This window comes from Paenibacillus sp. FJAT-27812 (genome assembly GCF_001273905.1).
Lineage (GTDB): Bacteria > Bacillota > Bacilli > Paenibacillales > Paenibacillaceae > Pristimantibacillus.
Window position 1 is genome coordinate 2,112,124 of record NZ_LIGH01000001.1, and the last position, 19,043, is coordinate 2,131,166.

General features: G+C 48.9%; 19 protein-coding genes. 16 read left to right on the forward strand and 3 right to left on the reverse strand.

All coding sequences use genetic code 11. The annotated features are described in order from the left end of the window. Positions 1–25 precede the first annotated feature (25 nt). The 9 genes from dnaB to ADU23_RS09145 all read left to right on the forward strand — a co-directional run bounded on the left by dnaB (position 26) and on the right by ADU23_RS09145 (position 11,311). A complete protein-coding gene (dnaB, locus tag ADU23_RS09105; RefSeq protein WP_053373443.1) occupies positions 26–1,387 on the forward strand; it encodes a replicative DNA helicase in 1,362 nt (453 codons plus the stop codon). Positions 1,388–1,577: 190 nt separating this feature from the next. Next, complete coding sequence (locus ADU23_RS09110) at positions 1,578–2,864, forward strand: adenylosuccinate synthase (RefSeq protein ID WP_053373444.1); 1,287 nt, start codon at positions 1,578–1,580, stop codon at positions 2,862–2,864. Between the two features lie 176 nt (positions 2,865–3,040). Continuing rightward, positions 3,041–3,730, forward strand: a complete 690-nt coding sequence (locus ADU23_RS09115; protein ID WP_053373445.1) for a hypothetical protein — start codon at positions 3,041–3,043, stop codon at positions 3,728–3,730. 141 nt (positions 3,731–3,871) lie between these two features. Beyond that, positions 3,872–5,446: a M23 family metallopeptidase gene (locus tag ADU23_RS09120; protein ID WP_053373446.1), complete on the forward strand. Its 1,575-nt coding sequence runs from the start codon at positions 3,872–3,874 to the stop codon at positions 5,444–5,446. Between the two features lie 193 nt (positions 5,447–5,639). Continuing rightward, on the forward strand, positions 5,640–6,386 hold the full coding sequence (gene yycF / locus ADU23_RS09125) for a response regulator YycF (protein WP_053373447.1): 747 nt from the start codon (positions 5,640–5,642) through the stop codon (positions 6,384–6,386). A 2-nt stretch (positions 6,387–6,388) separates the two neighbouring features. Next, positions 6,389–8,236, forward strand: coding sequence for a cell wall metabolism sensor histidine kinase WalK (walK, locus tag ADU23_RS09130; protein WP_053373448.1), 1,848 nt, complete (start codon positions 6,389–6,391; stop codon positions 8,234–8,236). Further along, the gene (locus tag ADU23_RS09135) at positions 8,236–9,690 is read left to right on the forward strand and encodes a YycH family regulatory protein (RefSeq protein WP_053373449.1); all 1,455 of its coding nucleotides are present in this window, start codon (positions 8,236–8,238) and stop codon (positions 9,688–9,690) included. The genes walK and ADU23_RS09135 overlap by 1 nt, the downstream gene beginning before the upstream one ends. 25 nt (positions 9,691–9,715) lie before the next feature. After that, positions 9,716–10,471, forward strand: a complete 756-nt coding sequence (yycI, locus tag ADU23_RS09140) for a two-component system regulatory protein YycI (RefSeq protein WP_053373450.1) — start codon at positions 9,716–9,718, stop codon at positions 10,469–10,471. A 33-nt stretch (positions 10,472–10,504) separates the two neighbouring features. Then, entirely contained in the window at positions 10,505–11,311 is an 807-nt protein-coding gene (locus ADU23_RS09145; RefSeq protein ID WP_053373451.1) for an MBL fold metallo-hydrolase, read from the forward strand. Here the strand turns inward: ADU23_RS09145 and ADU23_RS09150 are convergent. Then, positions 11,280–11,501 carry a hypothetical protein gene (locus tag ADU23_RS09150; protein WP_053373452.1) on the reverse strand — a complete coding sequence of 74 codons (222 nt, stop codon included), beginning with the start codon at positions 11,499–11,501 and terminating at the stop codon, positions 11,280–11,282. The two genes, ADU23_RS09145 and ADU23_RS09150, sit on opposite strands and share 32 nt — an antisense overlap. 162 nt (positions 11,502–11,663) lie before the next feature. Here ADU23_RS09150 and ADU23_RS09155 point away from each other — a divergent pair, with 162 nt between their 5' ends. The 4 genes from ADU23_RS09155 (at position 11,664) to ADU23_RS09165 (ending at position 14,967) form a co-directional block, all read left to right on the forward strand. After that, positions 11,664–13,028, forward strand: coding sequence for a S1C family serine protease (locus ADU23_RS09155; protein WP_053373453.1), 1,365 nt, complete (start codon positions 11,664–11,666; stop codon positions 13,026–13,028). Positions 13,029–13,404: 376 nt separating this feature from the next. Next, positions 13,405–13,572 carry a CxxH/CxxC protein gene (locus ADU23_RS31780; RefSeq protein WP_063845975.1) on the forward strand — a complete coding sequence of 56 codons (168 nt, stop codon included), beginning with the start codon at positions 13,405–13,407 and terminating at the stop codon, positions 13,570–13,572. 169 nt (positions 13,573–13,741) lie between these two features. Then, positions 13,742–14,221 carry a 23S rRNA (pseudouridine(1915)-N(3))-methyltransferase RlmH gene (gene rlmH, locus ADU23_RS09160; RefSeq protein ID WP_053373454.1) on the forward strand — a complete coding sequence of 160 codons (480 nt, stop codon included), beginning with the start codon at positions 13,742–13,744 and terminating at the stop codon, positions 14,219–14,221. 170 nt (positions 14,222–14,391) lie between these two features. Beyond that, positions 14,392–14,967 (forward strand): sce7726 family protein, encoded by a 576-nt coding sequence (locus tag ADU23_RS09165; RefSeq protein WP_053373455.1) that lies wholly within the window; start codon positions 14,392–14,394, stop codon positions 14,965–14,967. Here the strand turns inward: ADU23_RS09165 and ADU23_RS09170 are convergent. Then, a complete protein-coding gene (locus tag ADU23_RS09170) occupies positions 14,936–16,012 on the reverse strand; it encodes a beta family protein (protein WP_053373456.1) in 1,077 nt (358 codons plus the stop codon). The two genes, ADU23_RS09165 and ADU23_RS09170, sit on opposite strands and share 32 nt — an antisense overlap. Before the next feature lie 560 nt (positions 16,013–16,572). Here ADU23_RS09170 and ADU23_RS33490 point away from each other — a divergent pair. From ADU23_RS33490 to ADU23_RS09190, 3 genes are all read left to right on the forward strand, one after another. Further along, a complete protein-coding gene (locus tag ADU23_RS33490) occupies positions 16,573–16,881 on the forward strand; it encodes a restriction endonuclease (protein WP_231637587.1) in 309 nt (102 codons plus the stop codon). Between the two features lie 60 nt (positions 16,882–16,941). Then, complete coding sequence (locus tag ADU23_RS09185; RefSeq protein ID WP_053373459.1) at positions 16,942–17,787, forward strand: hypothetical protein; 846 nt, start codon at positions 16,942–16,944, stop codon at positions 17,785–17,787. A 283-nt stretch (positions 17,788–18,070) separates the two neighbouring features. Further along, positions 18,071–18,778 carry a DNA alkylation repair protein gene (locus ADU23_RS09190; protein WP_053373460.1) on the forward strand — a complete coding sequence of 236 codons (708 nt, stop codon included), beginning with the start codon at positions 18,071–18,073 and terminating at the stop codon, positions 18,776–18,778. Between the two features lie 91 nt (positions 18,779–18,869). On the opposite strand, the gene ADU23_RS32045 is transcribed toward ADU23_RS09190, so the two are convergent. After that, positions 18,870–19,043 (reverse strand): IS3 family transposase (locus ADU23_RS32045; protein WP_157266115.1); only part of this gene is annotated, 174 nt, incomplete at its 5' end.

Here is a 19,043-nt window from a genome sequence, read left to right on the forward strand (position 1 = left end):
AAGCTTATGCTTACAGGAGGGACCCATGAGTACAGAGCTGATGTTTGACCGTGTTCCACCGCAAAACTTAGAGGCTGAACAGGCTGTCATCGGAGCGATATTGCTGCAAGCGGAAGCGCTTATTACAGCGATGGAGCGGGTGCGCAGCGAAGACTTCTACAGCGGTCCTCACCGACAAATTTATGAAGCGATGGTCGAGATTGCCGAGAACAACCAGCCGGTTGACCTCGTAACATTGACCGCGCATTTGCAGGATCAGCATTTGCTTGAAGAAATAGGCGGAGTCAGTTATTTGGCGAAGCTGGCCAACTCCGTGCCGACGGCGGCTAACGTTGATTATTACGCGCAGATCGTCGAAGAAAAATCGATGCTGCGGCGCTTGATCCGAACAGCAACCAACATCGTATCCGATGGTTACGCGAATTCGGAGGATGTTGGCGTTCTGCTCGGCGACGCGGAGAAAAAGATTCTTGAAATTTCGAACCGCCGCTCAGGCAGCGGATTTATTTCCATCCGCGACGTGTTGATGGAAGTGTTCGAGAAGGTCGAGCAGTTGTACGCCGATAAGGGAGGCACGACCGGGATTCCGTCGGGCTTTACCGATTTGGATCGGATGACGGCAGGCTTCCAGCGGAGTGACCTTATTATCGTTGCTGCGCGTCCTTCCGTAGGAAAAACGGCATTTGCGCTTAATATTGCTCAAAACGTAGGTGTCCGTGCCCGTGAGACCGTTGCGATCTTCAGTCTCGAGATGTCAGCCGCTCAGCTTGTACAACGTATGATCTGCGCAGAAGCGAATGTTGATGCGCAGCGGATGCGGACGGGCCACCTTGAGGGCGACGACTGGGAGAAGTTGACGATGGCGATAGGCTCGCTATCCGAGGCGCAAATCTTTATTGATGATACCCCAGGTATTACGGTTGCCGAGATTCGCGCCAAATGCCGCCGATTGAAAAAGGAAAAAGGGCTTGGCATGATTCTAATCGATTACTTGCAGCTTATTTCCGGCCGCGGCAAAGCGGGCGAGAACAGGCAGCAAGAGGTATCTGAAATATCGCGTACATTGAAGCAAATTGCGCGTGAGCTTGAAGTTCCGGTTATCGCGCTCTCGCAGCTTAGCCGGGGCGTTGAGCAGCGGCAGGATAAACGTCCGATGATGTCTGACCTTCGGGAATCGGGATCGATCGAGCAAGATGCCGATATCGTATCGTTCCTATACCGGGATGATTACTACGATAAAGAGTCCGAGAAAAAAGACATTATCGAGATTATAATCGCCAAACAACGGAATGGGCCGGTAGGCACGGTAGAGCTGGTCTTTCTGAAAAAATATAATAAATTCGTAAGTATTGATCGCGCGCATCAGGATCCGATGCAAGCATCATGAATATCCGAACAATTGCAGGGGTAGCTATGCAATTGTTCGTTTTTTAGTTTGACTTCTCGAAGATGGACTGCTACACTATTAATGCTGTCTTTTGACTGGTAACACGAAGCCTTTTGTTGAAGGGAATTTCGTGCTACAGCATTTTGACGGTAATTTTCGGTGTTTATAAACACCGGACGGGGGTATAATTATGTCTACGGTTGTTGTTGTTGGTACACAGTGGGGAGACGAAGGTAAAGGCAAAATCACTGATTACTTGGCAGAGGGAGCCGACGTCGTCGCTCGTTACCAAGGAGGAAACAATGCCGGACACACGATCCTTATTGATAACAAAAAATATAAATTGACGATGATTCCATCGGGTATTTTTAATCATAATAAAACTTGCGTCATCGGTAACGGAATGGTTATTAATCCGGAAGCGCTGATCGAAGAAATCAACTATATTCATGACAATGGCTTCTCAACGGACAATTTGAAAATTAGCGATCGCGCGCATGTCATCATGCCTTATCACCTCGTGCTTGACGGTCTTGAAGAGGATCGCAAAGGCGATAACAAAATCGGCACGACACGCAAAGGGATCGGCCCTTGCTACATGGACAAAGCAGCGCGCAACGGTATCCGTATCGCCGATTTGATGGATGCTGAGGAATTCGAATCAAGAGTCCGCAGCATTATCGTTGAGAAAAACCAACTGATCGAGCAAGTATACGGCGGAGAGCCGCTTAATGCAGATAAAATCGTAAGCGACTATCTTGGTTTCGCAGAAGTATTGCGTTCATATGTAACGGACACTTCGGTTGTGCTGAACGATGCAATCGATGCGGGCCAGAAGGTACTATTCGAAGGCGCTCAAGGCGTTATGCTTGATATCGACCAAGGAACTTATCCGTACGTAACATCTTCCAACCCATCGGCAGGCGGCGTTTGTATCGGTTCAGGCGTTGGTCCATCGAAGATCCAGCAAGTTATCGGCGTAGCCAAAGCATATACGACTCGCGTAGGCGACGGCCCGTTCCCAACGGAGCAGGATAACGAAATCGGACAGCTTATTCGCGACAAAGGCCATGAATACGGTACGGTAACGGGCCGTCCGCGCCGTGTTGGCTGGTTCGATACAGTCGTTGTCCGCCATGCGCGCCGCGTCAGCGGTATTACGGGCCTATCCCTGAACTCGCTTGACGTTTTGACCGGTCTTGAAACGGTTAAAATTTGCACGGGCTACAAATTGCGCGGCGAGGTTATCGAAACTTACCCGGCAAGCCTGAAAATGGTATCCGAGTGCGAAGCGGTCTACGAGGAGCACCCAGGCTGGTCAGAGGATATTTCCGGCGCAAAAACGCTTGACGATCTTCCGGTAAATACACGCAACTACTTGAACCGCGTATCCGAGCTTACTGGCATTCCGATTGCGATTTTCTCGGTAGGACGCAACCGCGAGCAAACGAATCCCGTTCGTCCGATCTACGAATAGAATAGGAACTTAACTAAGGATGGCCCGTCGGGTCATCCTTTTTTTTGTTTGTCATATAGCCCGCAGGGGGAATGTCTCTCTCTAAACTTGACCATAATAGTATGTAACAGATTATGGGAAATAGCAGCCTATAGAAAAGGAAGGTCCGGCTGCTGATTGAGAGGGTTGGTGTAAGGATGTTGAAAAAGATCGGATGGCTCGGAAAACTAGTTGCGGCGGGGCTGATATTAAGCTTTTTGTCGATATGGACGACGGGTTATATTGTAACGAGTTATGTAGATACGCTGCTGAAACAGTTTAATTTGCCGCTTGAAGTGCCGCCGATGGCGATGACAGGCGTATGGGGGAAGCTTTGGGGAGCAGATCCGCTCATAACGGCCGATACGGCAGGGAAAGAAGAGACACCGCCTGTTAAGGAAGCGACACCGGATGCTAAAGAAGAGTCGCCGGACACGCAAGCGGATACGAATGAGCAGAGCGACCCTCCAGAGTCGGTAGATGCGTTTGGCCAAGTGACAGAGCCGCCGCTAACAGATATTGGCATTGGAGGCGGCACGCAGGCAGGTGGGGGCGCTGCGACGAACGGCGGTGAGGTACAGGAGGGAACCGCAGGCACCGATGATACCGAGACGGCGATGACGACAGATGATTTGACCGAGGTAAAGGAACAAATGAGCGATACGGACAAAGAGGCGCTCTTCGGATTATTGATGACTAAACTGCCGCAGGAATCATGGCAAACAATATCTCAATATATCGAAAATGGCCTGACAGAGCAAGAATTGACAGCGATTCAACAAATAATGGCACAGCATCTCGACAAGACGGAATACGGCCAGATGATGGACATTCTGAAAAAATATTAATTTTTTTAAGATAGGGTAAAGGTTGCTCCAATTGTTGGGCATATGTTAAAGTATTAGGCGAGTGATCCGACAGGATAATTCGTCTTTTTTTAATGTCGGAAACCGGAAAAAAAGTTGCATAAGCGCGAAAAGGAGACAATCATGACCGTTTTCAGGGACCAAGGTCGGATTCAGAAGGTATGGAATCAAGCGATCCAGTACTTTCGGCATGACCGATCGCAACACTTGAATGGCAAGACTCAGCAACAATCCGCAAGCGGCAAGGCAAAGACGCCATTTTGGCGCAAGAAGCCGGTTCAGCTAGCGGGCGGGGCTCTCGTACTCCTCACAGTAGCCGGATTTAGCGGAATCCAATATGTCCAAGCAAACACAGTCGAATTTTATAACGTATATATGAATGGAACAGCTGTTGGGACCGTAAGCGATCCAGAAGCAGTAGAGCAGCTAGTATTGTTAGAAACCGAAGAAGTGCAGAAAGCTAACCCTGATATTAATATGGTGCTTGATACGGGTACGATTACATATGAGGCCGATAGCGCCTTCAAAGGAACGCCTGAAACGGACGTTACGTTGGACAAGCTGGAGGGAATGTTCACTTCTCACGCGGTTGGCGTTGAAGTGAAGGTTGACGGCAAAGTAATCGGAATTGTGAAAGACCAGCAAACGGCAGATGCGGTCTTGCTTCGTGTACAAAGCAAGTTTGCGCCTGAGCTTGCCGCAGCAAAGAAGAGCTCAAAGGAAGTTAAGTCGCTCTCGTTCGACGCGAAGGAAGCGGCTGTGCCGGCGAAGGATACGAAGGCTGCATCCAAGGTGCCTGGCCGTGAGGTAACGGAGGTCGAATTTATCGAGGCCGTTATGACGGAGTCGATCGATACCGATCCGGAGCAGATCATGGAAGCGGAAGCCATTTATAAGATGCTCGTTCAAGGCAGCATCCAACCGACAAAATATACGGTACAAGAAGGCGATTGCGTCGGCTGTATCGCGCAGAAGTTTGATATTTCACCAGAGGTTATTTATAAGAACAATGCATGGATTAAGGACGATAAAATTACAATTGGCGACGTTCTCGATTTGACGGTGCTCCAGCCGGAGCTTACGGTGAAGACGGTTGAGACTTTAGTAGAGGTCGAAACGATCGAGCCGCCGGTTGAAATCAAGAAAAATGCAAGCATGCGCGTTGGCGAATCGAATACGATTTCGCTTGGTTCAGCAGGCTCTAAGCGCATGACTTATCGCATCGTGAAGCAAAACGGTTATGTCGTAACCGAAGAGCTGCTTACGAAGGAAGTCATCAAAGAAGCCAAGCCAAAAATCGTTGAGCGAGGCACTAAGGTTATTTTGGGCGAAGGCTCAGGAAATTTTGCGATGCCTGTTTCGGGCTCCAGACTGACCAGCAAGTTCGGAAAACGCTGGGGACGGATGCATAACGGCATCGATCTTACAGGAAACAAGAACATTCATGTAGCGGACACAGGCGTAGTTGAATTCGTCGGCACGAAGCCGGGTCTAGGCAAGGCGATTATCGTGAACCACAAGAACGGCTACAAAACCGTTTACGGCCACTTAAGCTCTTACAAAACGAGCGTAGGCGACATTGTCGAAAAAGGCGATACGATCGGCATTATGGGCAGCACGGGCAACTCGACTGGCGTTCATTTACATTTTGAAGTGCATAAGGACGGCGTTTTGCAAAATCCGTTAAAGTACTTATAATTTCATACCCCATTTCAATCCAAGAGAATCACTTTCGCATACTGCGAAGCGATTCTCTTTTTTTATTTCTGCGGCTTAGAGCACTACAGGAAAAACCTTGCTAACATGAGGGAAGTTTCATTGTGAACTAATGGATAACGTGTGCTAAAATAGAAGGTAATCAAAAAAGGACAAGCGACGGGCGGGTGTAGCGATGCACGGAAAAATATTAGTGGTCGATGACGAGCAGCCGATAGCAGATATTATAAAGTTTAACTTGGAAAAGGAAGGCCATCAGGTCATCTGCGCCTTTGACGGCGGAGAAGCGGTACGGCTTGCATTTGAGGAGCTGCCGGATCTGATTTTGCTAGACTTGATGCTTCCTGTGAAGGACGGCATGGACGTATGCCGCGAGGTGAGAACCAAGCTGCAAATGCCGATTATTATGCTAACGGCGAAAGATACGGAAATTGATAAGGTGCTGGGTCTTGAGCTAGGCGCGGATGATTATGTGACGAAGCCGTTCAGCACAAGGGAACTGCTGGCACGGGTGAAGGCACATCTGCGCAGGCAGCAGAAGCCCGCAGGCTCCGGCGAAGACAATAACGGCGCATCGGAGGCTCCGGCCGAGCAAGAGCAGCAGGGCTTTAAGCTGTTTAACTTATTTATTGATACGGATATGTATGTGGTTTATAAAGACGGCGAGCCGCTGGATCTGACCCATCGCGAGTATGAGCTTGTCTATTACATGGCACGCAACAGCGGCAAGGTAATGACGCGCGAGCATTTGCTGCAGGCGGTATGGGGATTCGAATATTTCGGGGACGTGCGAACGGTCGACGTGACGATCCGCAGGCTGCGCGAGAAAATCGAGGATGATCCTAGCCGACCCGAGTACATTATGACCCGGCGGGGTCTTGGCTACATGATGCGCAACTCCAAGTCTGGGGGCCTCAGTTAAGGATGAAGGGAAAGAGCTTCTTCCGTACGATTCAGGTTAAGCTGGTCATTATTTATTTGCTGCTCATCTTGGTGGCGATGCAGCTCATCGGCGTTTATTTTATAAGCACCGTCAAAAATTCGTTGATTGATAGCTTCACAAGCAATTTGAAGGAGCAGGCAGATATTTTGTCCAAATTCGCGGCTCCCAGCTTAGCGGCTAAGCCCGACACGGAAGGCGATTCCGCGGAGAGCACGACGGAGGATCTTAGCCTCGTCGTTCAAAATTTGTTTAGTATTAGCGGCGCCGAGGTACAGGTGCTGGACTCAAACGCCAAGGTGGTAGCGACCTCCGTTCAAGGCAATCAGTCGTACATCGGGAAGAAGAACAAATCGCTTGCCGTAAGCCGGGCGCTCCAAAATATTACCGATAACGAGCAAGAAATTATAGATGAAGACAATACGCGCATGAAGATGATTGCGCAGCCGGTAACGATTAACGACAACAAGGTCGTGGGCGTCGTGTATGTCGTAGCGTCCATGAACGAGCTGTATAAGACAGTGAACCGGGTCAACCAAATCTTTTTCTCGGGCACGCTGATTGCGCTTGGCCTTACAGGGGTGCTCGGCGTATTGCTTGCCCACACGATTACAAGTCCGATTCAAGGGCTGACGAAGCAAGCGGAGGCGGTTGCGCAAGGAAAGTTTGATCTTCAGGTGCCGGTGCTTGGCGATGACGAGATCGGCAGCTTGAGCAAAGCCTTTAACGATATGACGATTCGGCTCAAGGAAGCTTTATCCGTTAATGAAGAAGAAAACGAGAAGCTCGCTTCAATTCTCTCCAACATGAGCGATGGCGTGGTAGCGGCAGACGAGAATGGCAAGGTAATCGTATGGAACCGGCGGGCGCTTGAGCTGCTGGACGTACGATCCTGTGAAGGCTTTGCATTGTCGGAGCTGTTCGACCTGTCGGAGCAAAGATTGGAAGAGCTGCAGCAAGGCCGGGGCCAGACGCTGCTTATTGAGCGCAATTTCGATGAGCAGGAGATTAGCGAGGGCAATGAGGGTTTGCTGCGGGCAACGTTTACGCCTATCCATCGCCGAGACAAAGGAACGACCGGTACGATTGCGGTGCTTCAGGACGTAACCGAGCAAGAGAAGCTGGAGCAGTCGCGCCGCCAGTTCGTTGCGAACGTCTCGCATGAGCTGCGGACGCCGCTTACGACGATCAAGAGCTATGCCGAGGCGCTTAATGACGGCGCGCTTGAAGAGCGGGAGCTGTCAGAGCGCTTTGTTGGCGTCATTCGCAATGAAACCGAGCGGATGATTAGGCTCGTAACCGATCTGCTGCACTTGTCGCGCCTCGATTCAAATCAAGCACCGCTTCGGCGCCGCCAGACTAACGTGCACGATATGCTCGACGAAGTGGCTGACCGGTTTTCGTTCCAGCTTAGACAGAAGTCGATTAAAGCAAAGGTTCGGGTCGACGAAGGGCTTGAATCCGCTTGGCTCGACCGCGATCAAATCGATCAAGTGCTGGATAATCTATTTTCCAATGCGATCAAATATACGCTGGACGGTGGCACGATTGAGTTAACGGCGAAGAGGCCGGCCGATTCGGCATTGCTGGCAATCAGCGTGAAGGATACCGGGATCGGTATTCCGAAAAAGGATTTAACGCGTATTTTTGACCGCTTCTATCGGGTGGATAAAGCTCGTTCGCGCAATATGGGCGGCACAGGACTCGGGCTTTCGATTGCCCGGGAAATTGTGAAGGCGCATGGCGGTACGATTTCCCTCTCTTCCGAGCTGAATGAGGGAACTGCGGTTACATTCACCCTCCCGCTGCTGCAAGAAGGGGGTGAGCTTTGATGAAGGAAAAGATAAAGACGACAACGCTCATTGTGCTAGTAGCGCTTAGCCTTCTGCAAAGCTATCTGCTCGCTTACAGCATGCCGGGCCTTGGCGCGACGGTAAGAAGCGACCAGGATTATGTGAATGCGGAGCCGATGGGACCGCCGACGAGCGTGGAGAGCGTTATTTTTCCAGAGGAGCTCGTTATTCATCTGGGCGGCAATAAGCATACGGTCATTTACCCGGGCACGCAGTTCTATGACATGATTCTTAATCAGCGGATTCAGGGTAGAGAATTTAAGGGCTTCCAGCGGAACCCTTCGGACGTGCTGAACTGGGAGGAGATCCGGAAAAACGATATCGGCATCGAGCTGCGGTTCGATAACGGGATTCCGGTTGAGCTGCTGCAAAAGCTGCTTAAGCTGGAGGGCGATCTGCTGTTTTTGAATGAGACGATTGATCGGATTTGGATTTTTAAGACAACAGGCTCTGAGGAAGTTCGGACCTTCTTCTTTAGTGCGGACGATCAAATGGTATATGAGTCGGTTCGTGCGGATCTAACGGTCCGCGACGTGCAGGATTATGTAGGCTTTGGGCAATTCCAGCCAAAGTATACGATGACGGAGGACGGTCTCTATCTTCCGGCAGTACCGATTCAGTCGAAGGAAATGGTATTCCCGTATGAAACGTATTCGCCGGATCTGATGCAGCGAGTGTTCTTTGATCCAAGCACAACGAGAGCGATCGAGGACCGAAGCGGCTCGCAGATCTATACCGACGGCAAGCGGGGCTTGCAGGTGGAGCAAAATGGCAAGTGGATTAGCTATACCGATCCAAGCGCGCCGCAAATTACGGAGAATCTGCTCAGCGACAACGTGTACGCCTCGGTAGACTTTGTGAATCAGCATGGCGGCTGGGATGGCGTTCACCGGTTTGTGAATGCAATGCCGGGCGAGGAAGGCAAATATATTCGCTTTAAACAGTACGTCGAGCAGTATCCGGTCATTGAGATGCCGCCGTTCCGCTATGGATATATGAAGCTGACCTTGCAGCAAGGGGTCGTGACGGAATATGCAAGATCGCTTATTACACTCGCCCCACAATCGGAATCACGTAATGTCCGGTGGCTGCCTGGCGGCGATGAGCTGCAAAATAAGCTCGGAAATTACAGGAAACGCGATGAGGTAACGGCTTTGTTCCCGGCGCTTCAAGCGGCGCCGGTGGATGACAAACGGCTGCGGTTCATTCCGGTATGGGCGGTTCGCCTCAAGGATGGCACAGAGGAAGCGCTGGTAGAGGCTTATCCTAGCGGCTATGAGCCGCCAAAGTCGGTTGATGCCACCGAGCAGGGTGCGGATGGCGGCACGAAGGAAGACTCGGCGACTACAGCCGCAGGCGGCGCGGGTGCTGCCAGCTTGGCTGCCGGGGGCGCCACTCAGCTGCTCACGGGCAAAGACGCTGGTTTGCGATAGTAAAGACGGTTGGGGGTGAAGGCGAGTGGATTGGGGCCGGGCGAAAAACGTACTTATTATTTCGTTTTTGCTGCTCAATGTATTGTTAGGCTACCAGCTATGGCTGGATATCCGGGAGCAGCTGAACATTAACGTGAATACGGCAGAGCTGCCGCAGGATAAGGTGCTGCTGATGCAGCAGAAGCGTATTTCGCTGGAAGCCAATCTGCCGCTGGAAACGCCGGAGCTAGCGGATTTGACGTACTTGCTTCACTCCGACAGCCGCAAAAACGCGGAGCCTGTCATACTGGACGAGCCGGTAGACAGCACGATTATTTATTCAAAGACTCAGTTAGTAAAGACATTAGGGAGCAAAATTCCCGAGCTTGATCAATACGCATTCGATCTGCTGAACAGCAGCGTGGACAAATTTGTCTTATACCGGGTAGTCGAAGGACGTCCGATGTTCGATGTGAAGCTGACGCTATATATTAGCAATCAAAAAATAACCTCCTTCTTGCAGGACCGGGTGGAGCTGCTCGGATCGGGCGAGGCGAAGCAGGTGCTGCCGGCCGCGAAGGTCATGGCGAGCTTGATTGAAACTTATTTGCCGGACGGAGCTGTCATTTCGGATATCCAGCTTGGCTATAAAGGCCAGATCTTCGATTCGGAGAAGCAGGTATCGGCGCCATCTTGGCGGGTCATGCTCGAAAATGGGCATTTGTTTTATGTGCACGCGATCAGCGGCGAGGTTGCAACGGATGAAGAGCAAGGGGAAGCGGCAGCGAACGGTTTACGTTAACGGGAGCGGGAGAAAGGACAGGAAAGAGCGATTATGGGACTTCGATTTACGGTACTGGGAAGCGGCTCGACCGGCAATGCGACAATTGTACAGGGGAACGAGAAAATGGTCATTGTCGATGCGGGAATGAGCGCGAAGAAGCTGGATGAGCTAATGCGTGAGCGGGGAGTGTCGGGCCATCAATTGGACGCGCTGTTTGTCACGCATGAGCATTCCGATCATATAAAAGGGCTTGGCGCTTTCGCGAGAAAGTATGACTTGCCCATATATGCCAACGAGGCAACATGGGCTGCAATGGAAAGACATGTCGGCACGATAGCCGCAGAGAAACGTGTCATTATGGAAACATGCGAAGAGATCGCCTGCGGGTCGATGATGGTGCAATCCTATCCGATCTCGCATGATGCGGCGGAGCCGGTAGGGTACAGCTTCGTAGAGGATGGCGAGAAGCTTAGCCTTGCGACCGATCTTGGGTATGTGAGCGAGAAGGTCAAGCGTCAGATTATCGATTCGGATGTACTCGTGCTGGAAGCCAACCACGATACGGAAATGCTTCGAATGGGCCGATACCCTTGGAATACGAAACGCCGTATTTTGAGCGATGTGGGTCATTTATCGAATGTGGCAGCAGGCGAAGCGCTGCTTGAGCTCATGACGGACCGAACGAAACGTGTCTATTTGGCTCATTTGAGCCTTGATCATAACTTAATGGATTTAGCCATGCTGACCGTGAATACTATATTAGAGGATAACGGAATATTTTATAAGAAGGAAGAACATCCGCTGCGTGCTACATACCATGACAGACCTACGCCATGGGATGAAGTGAAGCGGAAATAAGCGATTCCAGCTGCGCGTCGAGCGAGTCTGCTTTGGAGCTAAGCTCTTCTCTCGTAATAATGCCCTTATCTATGAAAATCTCAAGCATTGCGCTTAACGTAAGAACGGTACGATAGTGGTCATCCTTTAGATCTGCTAGTTTTGCAGCAAGCTGCACATGCTCCCAAGCTGCGGGGGTTTTGGCTTTCATATTAGCAACTCTCCTTTGGCGGGACGGTTCTACAAAATAAATTCATTATTTCGTGTACGCGTCGTCCGAATCTATTATTATTTTAGTCAGTTCTTCCGAAAACATTCCTAGATTGAAAAAAATAGTCTTGATGTCCGAGAGGCATCGAGAGGAGCGATCGCAATGAGCTTATTCGACGACGATTTTTATTCAACCAAAGTATCCAAGCGCGCTGCTCGCGAGAGCAGAAAAGGCAACTTTGCTTTTCCATATAAAAGCGGCGGGCGCAAGTGGTCCAATGTCCGCATTGCATTCGTATCCTCAATTACAAGCGCGATTGCCGCAACGCTGTTGTTCGGTGTTGTGTTCGGCGGTGGCGGCGGTATTGGCGGCGGCGGAGGATCTGTCGCGACAGCAGGCGGGGTTCAGGCCGTCGATCCGCTAGAGCGTCCGATTCAGGCATCCGCAAAAGTAAGGCCGGCCGTCGTAAGCGTCATTAATTTGCAAAAGTTTGCGCTTGGCATCGGCAATGGCAAAGCGCTGCCTGAGGACTCGGAGGATAAAGGCACGCTGCGCGAAGCGGGTGTAGGCTCTGGCGTCATTATAAGCAAGAAGGATGGCAAAGCAATCATCGTTACGAATTTTCATGTCATTGATCAAGCAAAAGAGGTGAAGGTTATACTGATGAACGGCGAGGCTCGCGATGCCCGCATTGTCGGGAAGGATCAAATTACGGATCTTGCCGTGCTTGAGATCGATGCCAAAGGCATTGATGTGGTCGCGGAAATCGGCGATTCGTCGACGCTTCGTCCCGCTGAATATATTATTGCAATCGGCAATCCGCTAGGGCTAGGGGAGTCCGTCACGACGGGCAGCGTAAGCAAAACCAAACAAATTGTACCGGTATCGCTCAACCAGGATGGCGTGTACGACTGGGAGCAAGAGGTCATTCAAATCGATGCTTCCATCAACCAAGGCAATAGCGGCGGGCCGTTAATTGATTTGAACGGGCGTGTGGTCGGAATCAACAGTATGAAAATTGCTGATCTCGGCGTTGAAGGCATCGGGTTCGCCATTCCGATTAACCTGGCTATGCCAATCGTCGAGAGCCTGATTAAAATGGGCTATGTGCCGCGCCCTTATCTTGGTGTCTATACGATGGATCTGGAGCAGTATTGGGAGCAGAAGGGCTTCCAGGACTCGCAAGAGAGCGCTGGCGAGGAAGGCGTGCTGCCGGAGGCGGACAAAGACGGAGCAGCAGGCGATGGCGATGTGCTAGAAGAGGGCGGTGCGCCGCTTAAGCTGCCGGATGATGTCTATGATGGCGTCATCGTGCTGGAAGCGGTTGGTCCGGCTAAGGATGCGGGCTTATTGTTCAATGATGTGATCGTCAAGCTGGACCGCCAATCGATCGGAAGCACGATGGAGCTGCGCAAATATTTGTACAGCCAGAAGAAGATTGGCGATGAGATCGAGATCAGCTATTACCGGGACGGGGAATTGAAGAAGACTCATTTTAAGCTTGGTGAGAAGCAGGATGAGGAGTAGGGTTAGAGATTGAGTCTTGAAGAGTGAAAAGTAAAGAGTATGAGCAATGAGTAGAGAGTAAAAGGCAAAGAGCAAAGAGCAAAGAGCAAGAGTAGCCGCGGTGTCGAATGGGAAACCATTTTGGCGCCGCGGTTTTTTTGTTGGATTTTAGGGAGAATGGCAAAGTGTGTAGAATTAGTGCGAAGAGCAAAGTCCGTTGGGACTAGTGTAAAGTTAGTACAAAGAGCAAAGCGCGGGGCCGTGCAGAATTTGTCGTCTTCACATGGAGAGGCGTTTTCTGATATGCTGTGTATAGATATTTTGGACAGACTGTTAAGAGTAAGAGCTGGAAAGACGATCGGGAATTCAATCAACTAGGATAGGAAGCGTGCAGAGTATGTATTGTGTGTGTAAAGAGCATATGGAGACGGCATTAGACCGATTTGTAGATGAATATGAAGATGCACCGGATGTAGTGGATTTGAAGGAGACGCAATTCGCCGATTGGGATCCTCCGCGCAAATGCGATTTCTGTGATGAGCCGGCTACTTTTTTGGTGGTTTAGGAGTTACCGGGGATTTTAGAGAGATGCAAGAAGATAAAGGGACGTAACGGAAATTTTAGAGATATAAGTAATAAAGGGACGTAACGGAAATTTTATAGATATATAAGTAATAAAGGGACATAACGGAAATTTAAAGAGATGCAAGAGTTTATAAAGGGACGTGTAAGGCATGCATATACAAATAGCTGCCGTAGGCAAGCTGAAGGAAAAGTATTTGGTGCTTGGCATAGCGGAATATGCCAAGCGATTAGGGCCTTACGTGAAGCTTACGCTCACGGAAGTGCCCGATGAGAAGGCGCCGGAGACGATGAGTCCGGCGGAGGAAGCGATTGTGCGCGAGCGAGAGGGCGAGAGGCTTCTGGCGCAGCTGAAGCCTGAAGCGCATGTTGTCGCGCTCGCGCTGGAAGGCGAGCTCTGGTCAAGCGAGGATCTCGCTGGCCAGCTCGATAAGTTAGCCACGTATGGGCGGAGCCACGTGGCTTTTGTTATTGGCGGGAGCAATGGTCTTGCTCCCGCCGTGCTTAAGCGCGCCCAGCAGAAGCTGAGCTTTGGGCGCATGACTTTGCCGCACCAGCTAATGCGTCTGGTGCTGGTGGAGCAGATTTATCGGGCTGTGAAGATAAATCGGGGGGAACCGTATCATAAATAGGGCGAAATTTATAGTTGAAATTATCTAGTTGAACACGAAAATTGGGTTCCTTGGAGAAAGAGTAAACAATTATTCTGCTGTTCAAGAATTAGTACCATGTGCTAAGATAGTGATGTGCGTTTAGTTGTTTGAAATGTAAGAAATGTATTTATTTGAGGAGTTGAAGGACGATGAAGACTCGGGATATTGATATACGTGCCTCTCTTCATTCGGTTCTTCGAAAAGAGCACAAAAATGAGCCCGATACTTTGATTCTTGATGAACTTGGCTTATGCCAAGGCGATGCAAGAATCGATGTCGCTGTTGTAAATGGAGCAATTAATGGCTATGAAATCAAAAGTGAGAGCGACACTTTGGAACGATTACCAAGACAAACCGATGCATATAATAGAGTTTTTGATACAGTCACTATTCTGACAGCTTCTCGTTTTATTGAGGGAATTGAGGATATTATCCCTGAATGGTGGGGAATAACAAAGGCGGAAATGGATGCTGATGGAATAGTTCACTTTTTTCCATATCGAATGCCTCATCAAAATCCAAGTATTGATCCCATTGCGCTGGCACAGTTGCTTTGGAGAGAAGAAGCACTTTCTGTATTAAAAGAAAGAGGCTTGCATAAGGGTCTACTTAGCAAGCCTCGACAAGTATTATGGAGTGCGCTTGCGGAGCAACTCGAGCTTAGTGACCTTCAAGACGAGGTGCGGAAAAGACTTAAGGCAAGGTCACGGTGGAGAGTTCATTAGCGACGTACGTTAGATGGTGATTGGTCCCGGCTTTGCGCCAACTTGTGGCGTTCCCGGGGCCATCATTATTTTGGGCTACATCGTCGATGTAAAGATCACCTGCTGAGAAATTGCGACCCGAATACTCTGGATGACTTACAACTTGTCTGGCAAGCTGATGATACTGAGCACTTCCGTATCTTCTGGTGATCTGGCCTTTGAAAATAATGAACTTATCTTCTGCAGTGTATCGGATATTCGCACTCATGTTAATGAAGCGAGGGTCACCCTCAAATGGCTCAGGGTTAGAAATACTGTAGTCCCCGAAAATCGGATTGCGGTTTACGGTGCCTGCTCGCATAATCCTCTTCCATATTATCCATTCTGTACGGTCAATTTGATCGACAGAGTTTGCACTGACATCGGATAAGTTCTTAGGGAATCCTGTTCCGCACAAAATGACGTTCCTCCATGCATGCAAATATGGGAGATTGTCAATTAATCCGGTAAGAAACAGTGTGGTTCTCGTTAGAAGTGCCGGGTCAACATAGCCGTGGTCCACAACGAGATCAATTTGCTCCGGGTTCATTTGTAGCGCTCCCAGCAGCGAGTCGATGGTTGGTTGAAGAGAATCAAAATCTCTTTCGGTTATTCTGATTGCGGCACCTAAGTGATCTAATTGGTTCGAAGCCACTACCTCTGCATTATAATCTGCATCACGTTCGGAGCTTGTAACCGGGACGAGAGGATTATGACGCGCTCGTGCCTCTTGTAAAATATACGCCAGGGGATGCAAACCCGACGTCATTCTCTCAGATGGATGAAGGTATAGAAGGTCGATGAAAGCTTTGTGAGGCCAAGAGCGTACCAAAGTTTCTCCGAAATTGACGAGGTGCTCGTCCACCGTTTTCTTTGGCATCTCATTTTCAAAGTCCCAGTCGATGGGAGCGATCTCAATAAGAGGTGTAATCCTTTCTTTCGAAGCGGGAGTGAGGACTTCCAGGGCTTTCTGCTCTCCTTGCTTCCATTTTACAACGGGCACATAATGTCTTCTGTCAAAAGTCATTAACATTTCCCCTCCTAGTCATAGGCAATTAGCACCCATTGGTTGGGTGAGGTTCTCAGTTCTTCCAGTCTATATAATATTACATCAAAAGTCCTAATCTGACGATTTTTATTGTTTTATAAGACAAATTATGTAAATTCCTTGAAAGGCACCTCTAGTGGGTGCCTTTCGATTTCGGACCATATTTATTTATGCGGAAGTTCTAGGGAGGAAATTATTATAGGAGAATATACCCAAACATAGTAAGATGGGTAGAGAACAACTAGAGTGAGGTATGTTATGAAGGAAATTATATTGTTTCTCCTTGCAGTTGTAGTGCTAGGTGTTATCGCAGGATTATTGCAGCCTCAGAAAAAGAAAAAGAGCAGAACTCGACGTCCTGCCAACGCAAATAAGAAGCGCCCAGCATCAACACAGCGGAAAGTTAACCGGAGCTCGAAATCTTGTCGATCAGATGAGGTCATTCTGTCCAGGCCACTCGATGATCTTAACGGTATTGAGTTCGAGCGACTGCTTGCACTATACTTTCGAGATCAGGGCTACGTCGTTTACGAATCGGAATCGACGGAAATGACGGTGGAGTAGATTTGGTCATTGTGGACAAGCGTGGCGAGAGGATGGCAGTGCAGGCAAAATGCTATGCCGACCACAACATGGTTCCGGTGCAGACGGTTCGGGAACTTGTTGCAGCCAAGTGGAACCATAATTGCATTCTTACATTACTTGTTACGACATCGGACTTGACTGGACCTGCGAAGAAGGAAGCGGAGCAGTTCAGGGTCGAGTATTGGCATGGTGGGGTAGTCGAAGAGAAGTTGCTGAGATGGGGGAAGTGGCAACCCAATCGTGGAAGGCTTAAAAAGGCATAATTTCAGATATTAAGTGTGCTCCATTTGCTCGAAAAATTCTTCATGGAGGATAGGGATACTATGCTAAAGCAGAGTTCTTCAGAATCAGACATACTCATAAAGCCTTATGCAGAGCGTCAATTAATTGTGGTTTTAAGCGATGAAGAAGTAAAGGCTCAGCAGAAGTATAAGGGAGATGACGAGGAGGAGTCAGCGTTCGTCAAGGTGCTTAAGACAGCTAGAATGATATCTAAGTATATATACCCATCGCCATTGCATATTGCAGAAGCAACAATAGAAATATACAAGGGTATACTGAAACTTCGCGAACAGGGAATCGAAACGTTATCTGTATCTCAAAGTGAAGCCACTAAGTTGGTATTTCCGCTCGGGCATCCCAGATTTGGTGTTCTTTATGTGGCGCATCCTGCTGATGCGGATGTATATTTCCCTTTCGCTCAATTTCACCGTTTTACATTTGAACATAAGTTTTCAGAGGCTGTTACTCTACTTATGTCACTTGGGGCATCACATATTGAGGTGCAGCACGTTACAGGTTGGTCAAAAGAATTCTCGTCTAAAATGGATATAGCTATTCCACAAGTAAACACTGGGGTAACGGCCGATGCCTCAAAAGTCAGAAAATCCGGTTCCGAGATTTTGTTTACAGCAAACTTTGTGGGCAACCCATCTGTATCATTACCAGAAAGTCTAGTTTGGTATCATCATGAGCCTACATGGAAGCAGATTGCTGATGGGAGACTAAAGTATGGTATGAAGGACTTCTCGTTAACAGTAAGGTACGAGGATGACCTTGGCGTTAACATGGGTCTAAAAGTTGCGGCAACTAAGGCAAACCTTGAAATTGGTGGAAGTTTTGAGGATCATCAATCCACCGTGTGGAAAATTATTGGTGAGTTTGCATAGTTCCAAGAGAACCTCAGTTATGAAACATCTAGACATATAAGGTACCCAATCAGGTGCCTTTATTTTTCGCTCGATAGATGTTATGGGGAACCGTACCATAAATAGCGGCATGTTTGTTGTCAGGGAACTGCATAAAAGACAAACAAGATTTAACAGGTTGCCGTGTTTAGACCAAATAAAGCGGCTTTAGTTCTGATATAATTGGATTAAAGCAGTTTATGATATATTCACTTAAAGAACACTTACTCCCTAACGACAAATCATTAAAAAGGAAGTGCCAATAATGAACCTAGAAATGGTCATGCAGGAGCTTGAAGCTCTCGGCAAGGAGCGCACTAAGAAGATATACCAATCCAATGGCGCGCACGAACCGCTTTTTGGTGTGGCCACAGGCGAGATGAAGCCTATCTTTAGGAAAATAAAACGCAATCAGCCATTGGCCGAGCAGCTCTATGCCACAGGCAATTACGATGCTATGTACTTTGCCGGGGTGATCGCGGAACCTAAAGCAATGTCTGAAGCGGATTTTGACAGGTGGATGGATAGCGCTTATTTTTATATGCTATCGGATTATGTGGTAGCGGTAACTTTGGCAGAAACGGATATTGCGCAAGAAGTTTCCGATAAATGGATTGCAAGCGATATAGAGCTGAAAATGTCGGCGGGCTGGAGCTGCTACTGCTGGCTGCTCGGAAGTCGTCCGGATAGTGAATTTTCCGAAGGGAAAATAGCCAGTATGCTGGAGCTTGTAAAAAATACGATCCATGATGCTCCTGATCGCACGAAATTCGCGATGAACAATTTCGTGTACACGGTGGGCCTATCTTATCAGCAGCTTCATGATAAGGCGGTCGAGACCGCTAAGGAAGTTGGCCCGGTGGAGGTCAATCGCGGTACCGCAAAAAGCAAGTTCATTAACGCTTCTGATAATATCCAAAAGGCGACGGATAAAGGTCGACTCGGCTTCAAACGGAAATATGTAAGATGTTAGTCAAGAAATATTGAATAATCGATATGTAAAATAAAAAAAGCCCGTACAATTGTGGTCAAGACCCCATATAGCGGACACTGAATAAAAGACCCTACCTAACAAGCTGGAGCCGGTACTGAATCGGAGCCAGCTTGTTTAGTTTTCTTTGCGGACGCTTGTTGTTGTAAAAGTGTATATATTCTTCAATTCGGCTTTGTGCTTCTTCTACAGATCGAATATCATAAGGGTAGAGTGCTTCTGTCTTCAAATGCGAGAAGAAGCTCTC